The organism is Streptomyces sp. NPDC000983, from assembly GCF_040299205.1.
Taxonomy (GTDB): Bacteria; Actinomycetota; Actinomycetes; order Streptomycetales; family Streptomycetaceae; genus Streptomyces.
Map to the genome: position 1 here is coordinate 1 of NZ_JBEPBM010000012.1, position 17,686 is coordinate 17,686.

Here is a 17,686-nt window from a genome sequence, read left to right on the forward strand (position 1 = left end):
ACCCCCCCCCCCCCCCCCGCGGGGGGGGGGGCCGGGGGGGGGGGGCCGCCCCGGGCCCCCCCCCCCACACCTGCGGGGCCCGGCCCGGTTTGACCCGTTCGGCCGCGGCCCCGTAACCTTGACCGTCGGCATGTCCACTGACGTGCCACATCCCCGTAAACCTCTTCCTCCCGGGCACGAGTGGCTGGGAGAGGCCGTTCGCGTTGTGCGGGCGGCTGGACTGCGGGGGTGCCGTTCCCGAGCGAGAGAGTGAGATCCGCGTGTACGCCATCGTGCGCAGCGGTGGTCGCCAGCACAAGGTTGCTGTCGGCGACATCGTTGAGGTTGACAAGATTTCCACTGCCAAGGTTGGCGACACGGTCGAGCTCTCGACCCTGCTCGTTGTCGACGGCGACTCCGTGACCAGCGACCCGTGGGTTCTGGCCGGCATCAAGGTCCAGGCCGAGGTCGTGGACCACCACAAGGGCGTCAAGATCGACATCCTTCGCTACAAGAACAAGACCGGCTACCGCCGTCGTCAGGGCCACCGCCAGCAGTACACGGCGATCAAGGTCACTGAGATCCCCGCGGCTGCGAAGTAAGGGACTGAGGAGAGATGGCACACAAGAAGGGCGCATCGTCCACCCGCAACGGTCGTGACTCCAACGCTCAGCGCCTCGGCGTGAAGCGCTTCGGCGGTCAGGTCGTCAGCGCGGGTGAGATCCTGGTCCGCCAGCGCGGCACCCACTTCCACCCCGGCGCGGGCGTCGGCCGTGGCGGCGACGACACGCTGTTCGCGCTGAACGCCGGTGCGGTGCAGTTCGGCACCCACCGTGGCCGCAAGGTCGTGAACATCGTTCCGGTCGCCTGATCGGAAGCTTTTCGCGAGAGGCGGACCTCACTTCCCGGACGGGAAGGCGGGTCCGCCTTTCGCGTGTTGACATTGGTAGTACCCGTACGCCCCCGGCAGACGGCCGGGGGGATCTCCAGGAGGCACCGAACCATGACCACCTTCGTGGACCGCGTCGAACTGCATGTCGCCGCGGGTAACGGAGGCCACGGCTGTGCCTCCGTCCACCGTGAGAAGTTCAAGCCGCTCGGCGGGCCCGACGGCGGGAACGGCGGACGCGGCGGGGACGTCATCCTCACCGTCGACCAGTCGATCACCACGCTGCTCGACTACCACCACTCCCCGCACCGCAAGGCCACCAACGGCAAGCCCGGCGAGGGCGGCAACCGGTCCGGCAAGGACGGGCAGGACCTGGTCCTCCCCGTGCCGGACGGCACCGTCGTCCTCGACACGGCGGGCAACGTCCTCGCCGACCTCGTCGGCCACGGCACCTCCTTCGTCGCCGCGCAGGGCGGCCGGGGCGGCCTCGGCAACGCGGCCCTCGCCTCGGCCCGCCGCAAGGCGCCCGGTTTCGCGCTGCTCGGCGTGCCCGGGGACCTCCGGGACATCGTGCTGGAGCTGAAGACCGTCGCCGACGTGGCGCTGGTGGGCTACCCGAGCGCCGGCAAGTCCTCGCTGATCTCCGTGCTCAGCGCCGCCAAACCGAAGATCGCCGACTACCCGTTCACCACGCTGGTGCCCAACCTCGGTGTGGTGACCGCCGGTTCGACCGTGTACACCATCGCCGACGTGCCCGGACTGATCCCCGGCGCCAGCCAGGGCAAGGGCCTGGGCCTGGAGTTCCTGCGGCACGTCGAGCGCTGCTCCGTGCTGGTGCACGTCCTGGACACGGCCACGCTGGAGTCCGACCGCGACCCGGTCTCCGACCTCGACATCATCGAGGCGGAGCTGAGGGAGTACGGCGGCCTGGACAACCGGCCGCGGATCGTGGTCCTGAACAAGATCGACGTCACGGATGGCAAGGACCTCGCCGAGATGGTGCGGCCGGAGCTGGAGGAGCGCGGCTACCGCGTCTTCGAGGTCTCCGCGGTCGCGCACCTCGGTCTGAAGGAGCTGTCCTTCGCGCTCGCCGAGCTGGTGGGCCGGGCGCGGGCCGCGAAGCCGAAGGAGGAGGCGACCCGGATCGTCATTCGGCCCAAGGCCGTGGACGACTCGGGCTTCACCGTGGTCCGCGAGGACGACGGACTGTTCCGGGTGCGCGGCGAGAAGCCCGAGCGCTGGGTGCGGCAGACCGACTTCAACAACGACGAGGCCGTCGGCTACCTCGCCGACCGGCTCAACCGCCTCGGTGTGGAGGAGAAGTTGATGAAGGCGGGCGCCCGGTCCGGCGACGGCGTCGCCATCGGCCCCGAGGACAACGCCGTCGTCTTCGACTGGGAGCCGACCGTCATGGCGGGCGCCGAGATGCTCGGGCGTCGCGGTGAGGACCACCGGTTCGAGGCCCCGCGCCCCGCGGCCCAGCGCCGCCGGGACAAGCAGGCCGAGCGGGACGACAGCGAGCGGGAGTTCGACGACTTCGAGCCCTTCGAGGGTTAAGCGGGGGAGAAGCCGGGGCGTACGGGAGGGCAACCAACCGGCGGCGCGGTGAGTCGTACCGGACGAGCGCGGACGAGGAGCTGACTCCTCGTCCGCGCTCGTTCGTCCTTCCTTCCATTCCCGGGAGCCGACGTGTCCGTACGACGCGGTCTGGTGGTCGCCCTCGCCCTGCTGGGCGCGACTGTCGCAGCACCACCCCTCGCCCACGCCCGACCCGCCCCCCTGACGCAGGACTTCAACGGCGACGGGTACGAGGACCAGGTCACCGGCGTCCCGGTCGCGACCGTCGAGGGGAAGAAGCGGGCCGGGTACATCGCCGTGGTCTACGGCTCCGCGCGGGGACCCGGCACCAAGAGGGTCTACACCCAGGCGTCCCCGGGCATCCCGGGCGGCGTAGAGTCCCACGACCTGTTCGGCGCCCACCTCACCGTCGGCGACTACGACGGCGACGGCTACCCCGATCTGCTGGTGGAGTCCGACAACGAGCAGTGGACGCAAGCAGGCATCGCCCGGGACGGCAGCCGGACCATCCTCTGGGGCGGCCCCAGGCCCTTCACCTCGGGCAAGGTGCTGCCCGCGCTGACCACCTCCCGCTACCAGGGCAGCATCACCGTCGCCGGTGACTTCAACGGCGACGGACACCAGGACCTGGCCCGGCAGGACGACATCCGGTTCGGGCCGTTCGGACGGGACGGCCGGAGCGCCTCGGTGCAGACGAAGGCCCCGTTCATCCTCACCGACGAGCGGACGGCGCTCGTCTCCGGGGACACGGACGGCGACGGCATCACCGACGTCGTGACGCTGGCCCGCGAGTACGAGTCGAACACCGAGCACCGCTTCCTCTACGCCGTCACCGTGGCCCGCGGCAGCGCCTCCGGGCTGCTCCCGCCCGCCACCGTGACCACCTTCCTCGCCAAGGACCCCTGGGACGAGTCCCTGGCCGTGGGCGACGTCGACGGCGACGGGCCGGCCGAGATCGTCACGGGCGGCACCAGCGGGATCCTGATCCTCGACGGCGACTCCGAGCGTCCGATCGACCAGGACACCCCCGGGGTCCCCGGCGCCGAGGAGACCGGCGACCGGTTCGGCGGGTTCGTCTCGGTGGGGGACATCGACGGCGACGGGTACGGCGACATCCTGGCGGGCAATCCGTCCGAGGACTTCGGCGGTCTCACCGACGCCGGCAACTTCGCCGTCCTGCCGGGCGGGCCGGACGGTCCGACCGGGGCGGGCACCGAGGTGTTCAGCCAGGCCGGCGCCGGTGTCCCCGGTGCCGCCGAGTCGACGGACCGCTTCGGCAGCCGTACCGACCTGGTGGACAGCGACGGGGACGGGCGGGGCGAGCCGGTCGTCTCCGCCGTCGGCGAGAACAAGTGGTCCGGTGCCGTCTGGTTCTTCTCGGACCGGGGCACCAGCTCCTTCGGCGGCGGCGCCTTCGGCATGACCGTGACCGGTGCGCGGTTCGGGGACCGCTTCCCGCAGTGAGACCGCCGCGACGCACCGGCTGAGCGGGTGTCAGTGAGCCGGTTTCCGGGACCCGTTGTGGCAAGATCACGCTTTCTTGTGTGATCAACGTGCCGCAGCGGGTCTTCTGTTGTCTGCCTATTTGTCATGTACGCGAATCCCGTGATTCAGCGGGCGGACCGGCCGGGAGCGTGAGCTTCCAGGAGTCCGAAGGGCCCGCGACGCAAGGGAGTTCGCCGATGACCTCAGCGCCGACCACCGCAGGATCGTCCGACCGCCGTCGCTTTCTGACCGCCGGTGCCGCCGTGCTCGGTGCAGCGGCCTCCGCCCAGCTGTGGCTGCCCGCCACCGCCCGGGCCGCCGAAACGTTGCTGCCCGAGGGTGTGTTCAGCCTCGGCGTGGCCTCCGGCGACCCGCTGTCCGACGGCGTCGTGCTGTGGACCCGGCTCGCCCCCGAGCCCCTCAACGGCGGCGGCATGCCCGACACCGTCGTCCCGGTGCAGTGGGAGGTGGCCGAGGACGAGCGGCTGCGCAAGGTCGTGCGCCGCGGCACCGCCCAGGCCCGGCCCGAGTACGGGCACAGCGTCCATGTGGACGTACGCGGACTGCGCCCCGGCCGCCGCTACTGGTACCGCTTCCGCGCCGGCGGCCGCATCTCGCCCGTGGGCCGCACCCGTACCGCGCCCCACCCGCACAGCTCCGGGGGCGAGGTCCGTCTCGCGCTCGCCTCCTGTCAGAACTGGCAGCACGGCTGGTTCACCCCGTACGCCGACATGCTGGCCCAGGACCCGGACGCGGTGCTGTTCGTCGGGGACTACATCTACGAGTCGGTGCCCTCGGCGACGGCCCCGCGCCGACATGAGGGGACCGGGGAGCCGTACACGCTGGAGCAGTACCGCAACCGGTACGCCCAGTACCGCAGCGACCCCGACCTCGCGGCGATGCACGCGGGCGCCCCCTTCGTGGTGACCTTCGACGACCACGAGGTCGACAACGACTTCGCCGGGGAGCTCCCGCAGGACCCGGCCAAGCAGTCGCACGAGGCGTTCACGGCCCGGCTGACGGCGGCCTACCAGGCGTACTACGAGCACATGCCGGTGCGGGCCACGGCCGTCCCGAACGGGCCGCACATCCGCATGCACCGCCGGCTGGAGTTCGGCCGGCTGGCCCGGCTCAACGTCCTCGACACCCGCCAGTACCGCAGCGACCAGGCCACCACCCAGGCCGGCGCCACGGACCCCGCGCTCACCATGCTCGGCGCCGCGCAGAAGCGGTGGCTGCTGGACGGGCTGCGCGACTCGCCCGCGCGCTGGAACCTCGTCGCCTCGCAGATCATGATGGCCGAGACCGATCTGCTGGTCGGCGAGGGCAAGCAGTGGTACTACGACGCCTGGGACGGCTACCAGGCCGAGCGCAACGCACTCCTGCGGGAGTTCCGCTCCGTGCGCAACCCGGTGGTCCTCACCGGCGACCGCCATCTGACGATGGTCAGCGACCTCAAGGAGGACTTCGCGGACCCCGGCTCCGCCGTCGTCGGCGCCGAGTTCGTGGGCACGTCGGTCTCCAGCAACGGGGACCAGGACCAGGAGGCGTTCCGCCGGGACTGGGATCCGCGCCGGGCGGACAACCCGCACTGGAAGCTGCTCGACGCCCACCGCGGCTACCACCTCTTCGACATCCGCCGCGACGGCATCGACGCGCAGGTCAGGGTGGTGGACACGGTCCGCGCGCCCACGGCCGTGCCCAGCACGCTGGCCCGGCTGCGGGTGGAGGCGGGCCGCCCCGGCGTCGAGGTGGTGTGAGTGGCGCTCGTCACACCCTGATACGGCTCTCAGTCAACACTCAGGAACAGGTCCTACCGTCCTTTGACCATGGAGACGGACTGTACGAGAGATGAAGTCCCGGCCAACGGCGGCATCGCTCCGCTTCCGGCCGGGACGAGGCTGCTGCACATCGGCCCGCACAAGACCGGGACCACCTCGATCCAGGGCGCCCTGTTCGCGGCCAAGGACGCGATGGCCGCGCACGGCGTCGACTTCCCCGCCACCAGCAGGCATCCCATGTCGGCCGCGCTGGCCGTGTGCGAGCGCCCCGGGATGATGGGCAACGACAGGCCCACCGAGCGGCACTGGGAGACGCTGGTCGGACAGGTCGCCGCCACCGGTCGCCGCACCTCGGTGACCAGCAGCGAGTTCTTCGCCGACGCCCCCGACGACGACACGATCCGCCGGATCGTCGAGGACCTCGGCGGCGAACGGGTGCACGTCCTGGTCACCCTGCGCCCGCTGGCCAGGATCATGCCCTCGCAGTGGCAGCAGTACGTGCAGAACGGCCTGCGCATGGGGTACGAGAGCTGGCTGGAGCACATGCTCAGGAAGCCGCCGTACGAGAAGCCCAACCCCTCCTTCTGGCGGCGGCACCGGCACGACCGGCTCGTCGAGCGCTGGGTCCGGGCCGTCGGCGCCGACCGGGTCACCGTCGTCGTGGTCGACGACCGGGACCGCGGCGGGCTGATGCGCACCTTCGAGGCGCTGCTCGGACTGCCCGGGAATCTGCTCCAGGAGGTCCCGGACACCGCCAACCGGTCGCTGACCCTCGCCGAGACCGAAATGCTGCGGAATCTTAATGTGGAATTCCGTGGGAATGAGCTGCCCGAGGAGCTCTATTCTCAGCTCATCCGATATGGCGCCGTGATGCATATGAAGAACGCGTGCGCACCGGGTCCGGACGACGTGAAGATCAGCACCCCGCAGTGGGCGGTGGAGGCGGCCGCCGGCATCGGCGCCGAGATGGCCGCGACGATCGCCGCGACGGGCGTACGGGTGCTGGGCGATCCGGCCATTCTCTCCGCCGTCCCCAAGCCTCCCGCCCGGACCGGCGCCGAGCCGCGCATCGCCCCCGAGGTGGCCGCTCAGGCACTGTACGGGGCGCTGGCCGCCGCCGCGGCGGCACCGGTGCGCAACACCGCGCCGGTGAAGTCGCGCACCGTCCACCAGACCTCGTCCATGGAGCTCGTGAAGGTCCTCGGGCACCGCTGTCTGAAGAAGCTGCGCCGCCGCTGACCCCTGTGCGGTTACTCACAGCTACGCCGGACAATTTCCCCGGGAACCGATCGAGCATTCCGACCGTCACCAGGAGTGCAAGGTGAATGACAGGTTGCGCGCACATATGCGGCGGAGGACGCTCACCTTGCACTGCGGTAACCCGAAGTGGGACCATTTCCGAGTTCCCAGTCGCCACAAGGTAGGTCACCTGTGTCCCAGCGCATAGCCAAGCCCCGTACCACCGCAGTGATCCTGGCCGGGGGTACCGGTCAGCGGGTGGGTCTCTCGATCCCCAAGCAGCTGCTGAAGATCGCCGGCAAGGCAGTCATCGAGCACACCCTGACCACCTTCGAGAAGGCCGACTCGATCGACGACGTCATCGTGCTGATGGCGCCGGGCTACGTGCCCGACATTGAGAAGATCGTGGCCAAGGCCGGGTTCACGAAGGTCTCCAAGATCATCGAGGGTGGCTCCACCCGCAACGAGACCACCGAGCGCGCCATCGCGGCGCTCGGCGAGGGCCTCGCGGAGGGTGAGGACCGCAACGTCCTGTTCCACGACGCCGTGCGCCCGCTGCTGTCACAGCGTGTGATCGACGACTGCGTCGTCGCCCTGGAGCGCTTCCAGGCCGTCGACGTGGCCATCCCGTCCGCGGACACGATCATCGTCACCCGCACCCACGGTGAGGACGGCGAGTTCATCACCGAGATCCCGGACCGCTCCCGGCTGCGCCGCGGCCAGACGCCGCAGGCCTTCAAGCTCTCCACCATTCGGCGGGCCTACGAGGTCGCGTCCGGCGACCCGAACTTCCAGGCCACCGACGACTGCTCGGTCGTGCTGAAGTACCTGCCGGACGTGCCGATCCACGTCGTCGCGGGCGACGAGTACAACATGAAGGTCACCCAGCCGGTCGACGTCTTCATCGCCGACAAGCTGTTCCAGCTGGCCTCCACCGCCGCCCCGGAGCAGGTCTCCGAAGAGGCCTACCGCGAGCTGCTGACCGGCAAGACCGTCGTCGTCTTCGGCGGCTCCTACGGCATCGGCAAGGACATCGCCGAGCTGGCCGAGTCCTACGGCGCCAAGGTCTACGCGCTGGGCCGCTCCACCACCGGCACCCACGTGGAGAACCCGGAGGAGGTCGACGACGCGCTGTCCAAGGCATACGCCGAGACGGGCCGCATCGACCACGTCGTCAACACCGCCGGCGTGCTGCGCATCGGCAAGCTCGCCGAGACCGACAACGCCACCATCGAGGAGGCGCTGAAGGTCAACTACCTGGCGCCGGTGCAGATCGCCCGCTCCTCGTACAAGTACCTCGCCGAGACCAAGGGCCAGCTGCTGCTGTACACCTCCAGCAGCTACACCCGCGGCCGCGCCGAGTACAGCCTGTACTCCTCCACCAAGGCCGCCATGGTCAACCTGACCCAGGCGCTGTCCGACGAGTGGGCCGGCGACGGCATCCGCGTGAACTGCATCAACCCCGAGCGCACCGCCACGCCGATGCGCACCAAGGCGTTCGGACAGGAGCCGACGGGTACGCTGCTGTCCTCCGAGGCGGTCGCCCGCACCTCGCTCGACGTGCTGCTTTCCGAGCTGACCGGACATGTGATCGATGTCCGCCAGCAGGACCCGACGGCCGCCGCGGGACAGGCCTCCGGCTTCGAGGCGGCGCTGGCCAGTGTGCTGGACCGTCAGGACGGCGTGGCATAATCAGCAGTTAATAAGCCTTACGGAATTCAGGCCTCTGCGTTTCTTCGCTCACGAAGAATTCACAGGGGCCTGAGTCCTTCGGCCGTTGTTTCCTCAGACCGGCACCCCTCCCAGAGCAGGTTTATCCGTGATCTCCACCGCTATACGCGTCGCCCGGGTGGGCAGCGCGGCCGAGCTGGCCGCGGCGGTCCTCATGATGCTGGGCTTCCCCTGCCTCATGGTGGCCGCGCTCGTACCGAGCGTTCCCGCCTTCGCGGCCGCGGCCGCCGTCACGTACCTGGCGGACCACTATCTGCACCGCAAGGGCAGCTACCTGGTCAACCGCCTGAGCAAGGTGCGCGCCGGACTCTCGATCCGCTTCCTCATCAGGCAGCTGCTCCTGATCCTGCTGCTGGCCCGGCTCGAACTCTCGGACAACCTGGTCTACTACGCGGCCGTGGCCGGCTTCATCGCCTTCTACGGTCTCCAGGCCCCGCACGGCGCCCTGGTCACGCTGATCCGCAACCGGCGCCGGATGCCGGTCGCCACCCGCAACATCGACCTGGCCTCGCGCATCCGCATCCCGGACGCCCCGCCGCGCGCGCTGCTGGACCGGTCCGCCGAGAAGATGCTCCACCTCGACCTGGCCGCGGTGGTCGGCATACTCGTCTCCGCCGCCCTGGACGAGCCGCTCGCCGGGTTCGTCGGCATCGGCCTGACGCTGTTCCTGGGCTGCCTCTACGTCCTCGCGCTCCTGCCCTACGTGCGCGGCGCCAAGATCCCGCCGAACGCCGACCGGGTGCTGGCCGCCGTCGACGAGTGGCTGCTGGAGTACCGCCCCGAGACGGTGCTCTACTTCTCCGGCTCCAAGGACTCCGCCTACCAGGTGAACATGTGGCTGGAGACGATGGAGCAGCTCGACACCAAGCCGCTGATCATCCTGCGCGAGCGGGTCATACTGACCAACCTCGCGCCGACCACGGTCCCCGTCATCTGCGTGCCCGGAGGGGTGCACCTGATGAACCTGGACCTCACCACCGTGCGCGTCGCGCTCTACGCGGCGAACGTCGGCAAGAACATCCACCTGCTGCGCGTGCCCACCATGAAGCACGTCTTCATCGGCCACGGCGACAGCGACAAGCTGGCCAGCGTCAACCCCTTCAGCAAGGTCTACGACGAGGTGTGGACCGCCGGCCGCGCGGGCCGCGACCGGTACGCCATAGCGGACGTCGGCGTCCGCGACGACGACATCGCCGAGGTCGGCCGCCCGCAGCTGGCGCCCATCCAGACCTGGCAGGGCGTCCCCGAGGGCCGGATGCCCACCGTGCTGTACGCGCCCACCTGGGAGGGCTGGGACGGCAACCCGGGCAACACCTCGCTCGTGCTGGCCGGCGAGAACATCGTCAAGCGCCTGGTGAAGGCGGACCCGCCGGTCCGTGTCCTGTACAAGCCGCACCCCTTCACCGGCACCGTCAGCCCCGAGGCGAAGGCCGCCCATCTGCGGGTCACCGCGCTGGTGGTCAGGGCCGCCGCCGAGCGTGCCGCCGACGCCCGCTTCGCCGGCGACGGCGCCGCCCGCACCGCGGCCAAGGCGGACCTGGCCCGTATCGAGGCGCGTCTGGCCGAGCTGTCCGGCAACGGCAAGGAGCGCGGCGACGAGGCCGAGGCCAGCCGGGACGGTGTGGTGGACGTCGCCCGGCACGCGGAGGTCGCCCGGCTGCGCGCCGAGTGGAACGACGCCTACTGGCGTTCCTTCGGCACCCACGAGCACCGGGTGATCGACGGCGCCGAGCCGCGTCTGTACGACTGCTTCAACGTCTCCGACGCGATGGTCTCCGACATCTCCAGCGTGGTCTCCGACTTCATCGCGAGCGGCAAGCCGTACGCGGTCACCGACTCCGCCCAGCTGGGCGAGGAGGAGTTCAAGCGGCAGAACACCGCGGTGCGCGCCGCGGTGATCCTCGCCAACAGCGCCGACCGGCTCGGCGAGCTGCTCGACGCGGTCCGCGCCCCCGCCGCCGACCCGCTGGCCGAGGAGCGCGGCGAGCTGAAGCGGTATCTGCTCGGCCCCGACGAGCCAGCGTCCATCGTGCAGTTCAACACCGCGGTCGCCAACCTCGCCCTGAAGGCCGAGACCCGCAACCTCGGCCAGGAGGCCCGTACGGCCACCACCGAGTCCGCGGAGCTGACCGGCTGACCGCTTTCGAACACGGCACTTCGGCCCCCGGGGAGTTCAACTCCCCGGGGGCCGAACGCTTTTCACACCTCCTAACCCATGTGACCTGAGTCACTATTCGCTCATGATCGGGCAACCGCCTGCCCGACTCAACCGTCTTCTAGGTAGCGAAAAGGAATTACGGGAGAAAACCTTCCGTTTACTAGGGGGAAACGTGACCGTGACGCAGCCTGATGTGAGCGTCGTCATCGGGGCGTACGAAGCGATGCCGTACCTCGTCGCTTGCCTGGAGTCAGTCGAGTCGCAGACCATCGACCCGGCGCGGATCGAGGTCATCGCGGTGGACGACGGCTCGACCGACGGCACGGGGGAGTACCTGGAGGAGTTCGCGGCCCGCGCACCGATGCCGGTGACGGTGATCCGGCAGGAGAACTCCGGCGGGCCGAGCGGCCCGCGCAACATGGGCCTCGGCAAGGCCGCCGGACGTTACGTCTTCTTCCTCGACGCCGACGACCGGCTCGGCACCGAGGCCCTGGAGCGGATGGTCGCCGCGGCCGACCGCAACGGCACGGACGTGGTCCTCGGGCGGGTCGAGGGCATCAACCGCAACCCGCCGAAGTCGATGTGGGACCGCACGCTGGAACGCACCGACGTGTACTCCTCCAACATCAAGTTCACGCTGAGCGCGCAGAAGCTGTTCCGCCGCGAGCTGCTGACCCGGCACGGCATGCGCTTCGACGAGTCCCTGTGGACCGGCGAGGACGCGCTGTTCACCCTGGAGGCGTACCTGCGCGCCGACGGCGTCTCGGTGATCGCCGACTACACCTGCTACTACCTGGTGGGCCGGGAGGACGGCAAGCACGTGACGAAGAGCGGGGGTTACGCCCGGCGCTTCGACTCCGCGCGCGCCCTGATGGGCCTGATCACCGAGATGGTCCCACCCGGACCCCGGCGCGATGTGCTCATGGTCCGCCCCTTCGTCGTCACGCTGCTGCCGCAGTTCGGCCCGAAGCTGCTCAAGGACTCCGAGAAGGTCCGGCGCCACAAGTACGAGCTGGCCGCACCGCTGTTGGCCGCGCACTGGAACGAGGGCGTCGCACAGCGCCTGCGGGTCGAGGAACGGCTGAGGATGCACCTGCTGGCGACAGGGCAGTACGAACGCCTGCTGGAGGTCGTGAGGTTCTCCAGGGCGAAGAAGGAGCCGGCGGCCCTCCTGGAGAAGAGGGGCCGCCGGGTCTACCTGGGGTACCCGTACTTCCGGGACGCCGAGGCCGGGATACCGGACTCCGTCTATCTGGCCGAGCCCCGGGAGGCCCGGCGCGTGCCCGGGTACCGGGAGGGCGGCACCGACTACTTCATGCGCCGGGTGCTGCGGAAGGTCCGGCGGATGCGGCGGGCTCCGGCGACACGCTGAGCCGCTGGCCGGGGATGGTCCGGGCCCTGCGCTCCTGGGCCGCCGAACCGAGCGCCAGCACGGCCGAGTCGAAACGCTCCTGGGCGGACGGCTCGTCCGGACCCAGCAGATACCGCTTCAACTCCACCCGCGCCTCGGCGAGTTCGTCCTTCGCCGGATCCCGTACCGCCGCCAGCAGCTCCGCCACCCCGGACGCGTCCGGGGTCAGCACGGTCGCCGCCCGTACGGTCGGGAACGTCTCGCGGAACTCGTCCGGCGCCAGCCCGCTGGTGTTGGCGACCGCGTACGGCTTCCCGCTCACCAGGAAGTCGCTGACCACGCTGGAGACATCGCTGATCAGCAGGTGCGACCGGTTGAAGCAGGCGAACAGGGTGGGCCGCGGCCCCGTGACGATCTGGTGCTCCCACTCGGGCAGCGAGTCCCAGTACGCCTCCTCCCAGGCCTCGGTGGCCTTGGCCACCGCACGCGCCCGCCCCGGCTCGGGCGCCGACTGCGCGAGCATCCGCTCGGCCTGGTCGGCACCCGGGCGGAACGCGGTCGCGGTCAGCCGGTCCAACTCGGCCGTACGGCGGGCCAGTTCGCCCTCGCCGTCGGGCCGGGGCCCCGAACGGCCCCGGTTCGCGGCGCGCACCAGCTCCCGGATCCGCAGATCGGCCGCGCCGGCCCGGGGATCGACCGACCCGGTCAGCGGGTGCGGCTTGTACAGCAGCCGCACCCCCGGGTCCGCCAGCAGCGCCCGCACCAGGTTCTCGCCGGCCTCGACCACCGAGGTGTTCCCGGGGTTGCCGTCCCAGCCCTCCCAGGTCGGCGCGTACAGCACGGTCGTGAACGCGCCCGTCGGCGGGCCCGCGTACGGCCGTACGGCGTCCAGTTGCGGACGGCCGATCTCCACGACGTCCTTGTCCTCCACGCCCACCTCGGCCTGCGCGTACCGCTCGCGCGCCGCCGGACCGGCCACCCACACCTCGTCGTACGCCTTCGCGTAGGGGTTGCAGGACGACAGCTTGTCGCTCTCCCCGTGGTTGACGAAGGTGTGCTTCAGCGTGGGGATGCGCAGCACCTGGGAGGTCTTGCCGGAGTTCGAGGGGTGGATCAGCACCTGGAGCGTGGACTGCTCCAGACGCATCAGCGTGGAGACCTTCGGCAGGCAGATCACCGGGACGTCGGTCGCCGCGAGCTTCTGGACCATGAACCGCTCGCGCAGCACGATCAACGGCCGTCCCTGAAGGCGCGACAAGGGCTCCAGCCACATGTTCGCCTGGTACGCCGAGGAGGTGCCGCCGGAGAAGTACAGACCCACGGTCGGCCGGTACTCGGCCAGCCAGCGGTCGAGCCATTCCAGCGTCTCCCGCTCGCCCGCCGGACGCCGGCCCGGCAGCAGCCGCAGCAGCAGGGTGCCCAGGCCCAGCACGGCCAGACCGAGGGAGAGCGCCAGACCGAGGGCCGCGAAGCGGTGGTCGGCGGTGGCGGCGGTGGCCAGCAGACCGGCCGTCGCCGGCAGGCCGTGCACCAGCAGCCGGGGCCCGGGGCGGCGCAGCAGCACCGGCGGGGCGGGGGACAGGCGCAGCGTGGAGGCGTCGATGTTCCGGGTCACCACCGGCAGGGTGCGGGTGCGGCGGACCAGGACCGAGGCGGCCTGGATCGCGCAGTGCAGCGCGTAGCAGCCGAGCAGGGCGGCCACCAGGGGTGCGTAGGAGGACTCCCGCTCCTGTCCGCCGAGCCTGAGCAGGGCCACCACCAGCAGCAGGTCCCGCAGGACATGGCGCACGGTGATGTCCAGGTGCGCCTTGGCGAACAGCGGCAGCAGCCCGCGCTGCCAGCGGTGCAGGGCGCCCTCCACGGCCAGGCACAGCACCGTCGAGGCGATCAGCAGCGGAACGTGCGGGCGCAGGGCGGCCACGGCCTGGGCCGCGAGCGCGCCCGACAGCAGGACGGCCGGCCACGCCCGTGCCGGGATCCTGAGACGGGGCGGGAGACGGAGGGGTAGGGGCACTGCGGTCACTCCAGGGTCGGCGCACAGGGGCGAACGGGTTAACGTCCGCCCGCCTCCGGACGACACGCAGGTGTCGTCCGGAGAACCTGGCCGGAAACCTGGAGTGAGCCGCTACGGGCCGGGGGCTACTGCTTGCCCGACTGGAGCGCCTTGCGCAGCGGCCGGCCGACGACGCGGCGGGCCCGGCGGTACACCGAGGGCTGCACGGTCTCCGTGGCCTTGGCGCCGTTCTTGGCGAGCTCCTGCTTCAGCTTGGCGTTGTCCGCGCTCAGCTTGGTGATGCGGTTCTGGAGCCAGCCGAAGCGGGTCGCCATGGCGACCGGGTCGGCGTCGTTCCAGGGGCGGATGCCGGCCGGGAAGGACAGCGCCCGCATGCGCTCCTCGAACGCGGCACCGCCGTCGCCGTGGGTGAAGGTGTTCTGCAGGCCGTTGCGGTCCAGGAACCCCGTGAAGCGCTCGAACCGCTCGTGGTGGCCGTCGACCAGCGGGCCGAAGTCCGCCTCGGCGTACAGCTTCGCCGGGTCCACGTCCGAGCCCTTGGCGATCGTGTCGATGCGCTGGTGCGGGATGTCGAAGTACCGGCACAGCTCCAGCGTCCGCGAGTCGCTGCACAGCACCGTCGCGGGGGTGCCGGCGAGCAGCGCCGCGATGTTGCCGTGGATGCGGGAGCCGAAGGAGTAGTCGAACTCGCGCAGGTCGTCGATCCAGGTGATCGGGTCGATGTAGACGCGCGCCTTGTCCTCCCGGTACATCGGGTGGTCCGGGTGCGTCGGCATCGCGGTGATCCGGCCGTTGGGCCCGGACACGTCCCGCCAGTGCAGCTGCACGGCGTCGCTGAGGTTCTGGCCGATGTAGCGGAGGTGCGGGTAGCGCTCGTGGGCGTGGGCGATGACCCGGTCCATGCCCTGCTTCTGCACCGCGCTGTGCGAGCCGTTGACCGCGACGCGCGAGTCGGCGGTCAGCTCGGGGACCCGCTTGGCGACCGTGAGGTCCTTGCCCCACATGAACATCGACGGGCAGCCGATGACCTCGACGTCCCGGAAGCCCATGGCCTTGAGGTACTGCTCGGTGAACTCGCCGCGCACGCCGATCGAGGCGCTGTGGTCGAGGACCGCGGAGACGAAGGCGCGTACGGACGCCTCCATCGGCTTCAGCCGGGCGGGGTCGTAGTCGAGACCGGTCTGCGCACCGACACCGACCACGACCACGGGTATCCGCAGCTTGGTGATGAGCCGGGTGAGACGGTCCAGCATCGGCTCGAACGACGGGCGGAACGCGTTGGCGAGGGGCACGACGAACGCGTCGTACCGCTCGTTGATCCTCCCGGCGGCCTGCACGTTGGTCCTGATGCCGTTGGACACCACCTCGGTGCCCGGGACCTCGAGGATCTTGTGGGTGGCGTCGCTGAAGATCAGGTTGCCGGAATTGGTGGCGATGACGTCGCGGTGGAGGGCTTCTTCCACGGGGACGGCGTCGTAGGGGCTCTTCCCCGATCTGAGGAGGATGCGCCGCGCGGGGGGAACATTCGATGACACAAACGTCAGACTAATTTCCTCCGGGCGTTCATTTCTATATGCAGTGAGTACAACCTTTTCGGGGTGCGCGGACGGTGATCGTCCGGCTACCGTCTCGCTGTCCGGGCTCTGGACCGATGCGCGAGGGACGCCACGCTTCGCGTAGATTGCCGGTCAGTCGACGTGCGAGGGGACGGAACAGCAGGTGACAGGCGCAAGGCAGGCCGTGACCGAGGCGCGCAGGGTCGTCGTCAAGGTGGGTTCCTCGTCCCTGACCACCGCCTCCGGAGGGCTCGACGCGGACCGTGTGGACGCCCTCGTGGACGTCCTGGCGAAGAGCCGCAGCGGCGGCGAACGTGAGATTGTTCTCGTTTCCTCCGGGGCCATCGCCGCCGGACTCGCCCCCCTCGGACTGCGCCGCCGGCCCAAGGACCTGGCCCGCCAGCAGGCCGCCGCCAGCGTCGGCCAGGGCCTGCTGGTCGCCCGCTACACCGCCTCCCTCGCCCGCTACGGCATCCGTGTCGGCCAGGTGCTGCTCACCTCCGACGACATGAGCCGCCGCGCCCACCACCGCAACGCCTCCCGCACCCTCGACAAGCTCCTCGCGATGGGTGCCCTCCCGGTCGTCAACGAGAACGACACCGTCGCCACCGACGAGATCCGCTTCGGCGACAACGACCGCCTCGCCGCCCTCGTCGCCCACCTGGTCCGCGCCGACCTGCTGGTCCTGCTCTCCGACGTCGACGGCGTCTACGACGGCGACCCCAGCAGGCCCGGCACCTCGCGGATAGCGGAGGTACGCGGCCCCCAGGACCTCGCGCACGTCGAGATCGGCAGCGCGGGCAAGGCGGGGGTCGGCACCGGCGGCATGGTCACCAAGGTCGAGGCCGCCCGCATCGCGGCCGCCGCCGGCATCCCCGTGGTGCTCACCAGCGCCGTCCACGCGGCCGACGCGCTCGCCGGCGGCGACACCGGCACCTACTTCCACGCCACCGGCAGGCGCTCCGCCGACCGGCTGCTGTGGCTCCAGCACGCCTCCACCCCGCAGGGCTCGCTCACCCTCGACGACGGCGCGGTACGGGCCGTGGTGGAGCGCCGCAAGTCGCTGCTGCCGGCCGGGATCGCCTCCGTGGAGGGCGAGTTCAGCGCCGGCGACCCGGTCGAACTGCGCGACGGCGCCGGGCGCGCGGTCGCCCGCGGGCTGGTCAGCTTCGACGCCAAGGAGATCCCCCAGCTCATCGGCCGCTCCACCCACGAACTGGCCCGCGAGCTCGGCCCCGCCTACGAGCGCGAGGTCGTCCACCGCGACGACCTGGTGCTGCTGGAGCCCTGACACCCGTCCGAAAACAGGGTGAACGCCCCGGCAAAGGTGTCGCCCTGAGGTGGACGTTCCGCAAAACCGCCACAGACGCGCTTGCGGCCTGCTCAACTTTGTCTCGGGACACAATCCGCCGAGCGCTGCTCGACCGTGGGACGAAGGAGGCCGTCGTGAGACGAATGCGCCCTGGGGCGGCGTCCGGCGCCGGCATCGGCCGTCCCTCCTCCCGGGCGGCCGGCGAGGAGCGCGCCCTGACCAGCGTCGCGACCGGCGAGCGGGCCGGCGGCGGGGAGCCCGCGGACCTGCCCCGGCTCTGGCACGTCACGCTCAGCGTCTCCGGCGAGGAGGCCCCGCTGAAGGAGGTCCGGCGCGCCCTGGAACAGCTCGCCCACGACCACCCCTTCCTGCTGACCAGCCGCTACGCCAACGACCACGCAGAGATCCGCTACTGGGAGGAGGCCCGCGACCTGCACGACGCGGCCGCCGTCGCGCTCAGACTGTGGGGCGAGCACCGCCAGAGCGCGGGCCTGCCGCCCTGGGAGATCGTCGGCCTGGAGGTCATCGGCCGCGAGACCTACCACCAGCGCATCGCCGAGGGCTACGGCCCGCTGCCCGCCACCCCGGTCGGCGTGCACCCCTACTGACGGGC

General features: G+C 70.8%; 13 protein-coding genes. 11 read left to right on the forward strand and 2 right to left on the reverse strand.

Annotated features, from left to right (window positions below; genetic code table 11):
• Positions 1-260: 260 nt before the first annotated feature.
• From rplU to ABT296_RS15925, 9 genes are all read left to right on the forward strand, one after another.
• On the forward strand, positions 261-581 hold the full coding sequence (rplU, locus tag ABT296_RS15885; RefSeq protein ID WP_041819941.1) for a 50S ribosomal protein L21: 321 nt from the start codon (positions 261-263) through the stop codon (positions 579-581).
• 14 nt (positions 582-595) lie between these two features.
• Complete coding sequence (gene rpmA / locus ABT296_RS15890) at positions 596-850, forward strand: 50S ribosomal protein L27 (protein WP_004950923.1); 255 nt, start codon at positions 596-598, stop codon at positions 848-850.
• Between the two features lie 132 nt (positions 851-982).
• Positions 983-2,425 (forward strand): GTPase ObgE, encoded by a 1,443-nt coding sequence (gene obgE / locus ABT296_RS15895; protein WP_351927501.1) that lies wholly within the window; start codon positions 983-985, stop codon positions 2,423-2,425.
• 132 nt (positions 2,426-2,557) lie between these two features.
• Entirely contained in the window at positions 2,558-3,910 is a 1,353-nt protein-coding gene (locus ABT296_RS15900; RefSeq protein WP_351927503.1) for an FG-GAP repeat domain-containing protein, read from the forward strand.
• Between the two features lie 218 nt (positions 3,911-4,128).
• Entirely contained in the window at positions 4,129-5,691 is a 1,563-nt protein-coding gene (locus tag ABT296_RS15905; RefSeq protein WP_351927505.1) for an alkaline phosphatase D family protein, read from the forward strand.
• 69 nt (positions 5,692-5,760) lie between these two features.
• Complete coding sequence (locus ABT296_RS15910; RefSeq protein ID WP_351927507.1) at positions 5,761-6,951, forward strand: hypothetical protein; 1,191 nt, start codon at positions 5,761-5,763, stop codon at positions 6,949-6,951.
• 192 nt (positions 6,952-7,143) lie between these two features.
• Entirely contained in the window at positions 7,144-8,643 is a 1,500-nt protein-coding gene (locus tag ABT296_RS15915) for a D-ribitol-5-phosphate cytidylyltransferase (RefSeq protein WP_351927509.1), read from the forward strand.
• Between the two features lie 127 nt (positions 8,644-8,770).
• Positions 8,771-10,819, forward strand: a complete 2,049-nt coding sequence (locus ABT296_RS15920) for a CDP-glycerol glycerophosphotransferase family protein (RefSeq protein WP_351927511.1) — start codon at positions 8,771-8,773, stop codon at positions 10,817-10,819.
• Positions 10,820-11,012: 193 nt separating this feature from the next.
• Entirely contained in the window at positions 11,013-12,212 is a 1,200-nt protein-coding gene (locus tag ABT296_RS15925) for a glycosyltransferase family 2 protein (protein ID WP_351927514.1), read from the forward strand.
• Here ABT296_RS15925 and ABT296_RS15930 read toward each other — a convergent pair.
• Both ABT296_RS15930 and ABT296_RS15935 read right to left on the reverse strand, forming a co-directional pair.
• A complete protein-coding gene (locus ABT296_RS15930) occupies positions 12,154-14,205 on the reverse strand; it encodes a hypothetical protein (protein ID WP_502977255.1) in 2,052 nt (683 codons plus the stop codon). The two genes, ABT296_RS15925 and ABT296_RS15930, sit on opposite strands and share 59 nt — an antisense overlap.
• A gap of 125 nt (positions 14,206-14,330) precedes the next feature.
• Positions 14,331-15,740, reverse strand: a complete 1,410-nt coding sequence (locus ABT296_RS15935) for a polysaccharide pyruvyl transferase family protein (RefSeq protein WP_351927516.1) — start codon at positions 15,738-15,740, stop codon at positions 14,331-14,333.
• A 184-nt stretch (positions 15,741-15,924) separates the two neighbouring features.
• Here ABT296_RS15935 and proB point away from each other — a divergent pair, with 184 nt between their 5' ends.
• Both proB and ABT296_RS15945 read left to right on the forward strand, forming a co-directional pair.
• The gene (gene proB, locus ABT296_RS15940) at positions 15,925-17,052 is read left to right on the forward strand and encodes a glutamate 5-kinase (RefSeq protein ID WP_351927518.1); all 1,128 of its coding nucleotides are present in this window, start codon (positions 15,925-15,927) and stop codon (positions 17,050-17,052) included.
• 164 nt (positions 17,053-17,216) lie between these two features.
• Positions 17,217-17,681 (forward strand): DUF8830 family protein, encoded by a 465-nt coding sequence (locus tag ABT296_RS15945; protein ID WP_351927849.1) that lies wholly within the window; start codon positions 17,217-17,219, stop codon positions 17,679-17,681.
• Positions 17,682-17,686 lie beyond the last annotated feature (5 nt).

Coding starts and splice junctions, on each gene's coding strand:
- ABT296_RS15945 (WP_351927849.1), top strand. CDS start 17,217: ATGCGCCCTGGGGCGGCGTCCGGCGCCGGCATCGGCCGTCCCTCCTCC.
- obgE (WP_351927501.1), top strand. CDS start 983: ATGACCACCTTCGTGGACCGCGTCGAACTGCATGTCGCCGCGGGTAAC.
- ABT296_RS15905 (WP_351927505.1), top strand. CDS start 4,129: ATGACCTCAGCGCCGACCACCGCAGGATCGTCCGACCGCCGTCGCTTT.
- rpmA (WP_004950923.1), top strand. CDS start 596: ATGGCACACAAGAAGGGCGCATCGTCCACCCGCAACGGTCGTGACTCC.
- ABT296_RS15910 (WP_351927507.1), top strand. CDS start 5,761: ATGGAGACGGACTGTACGAGAGATGAAGTCCCGGCCAACGGCGGCATC.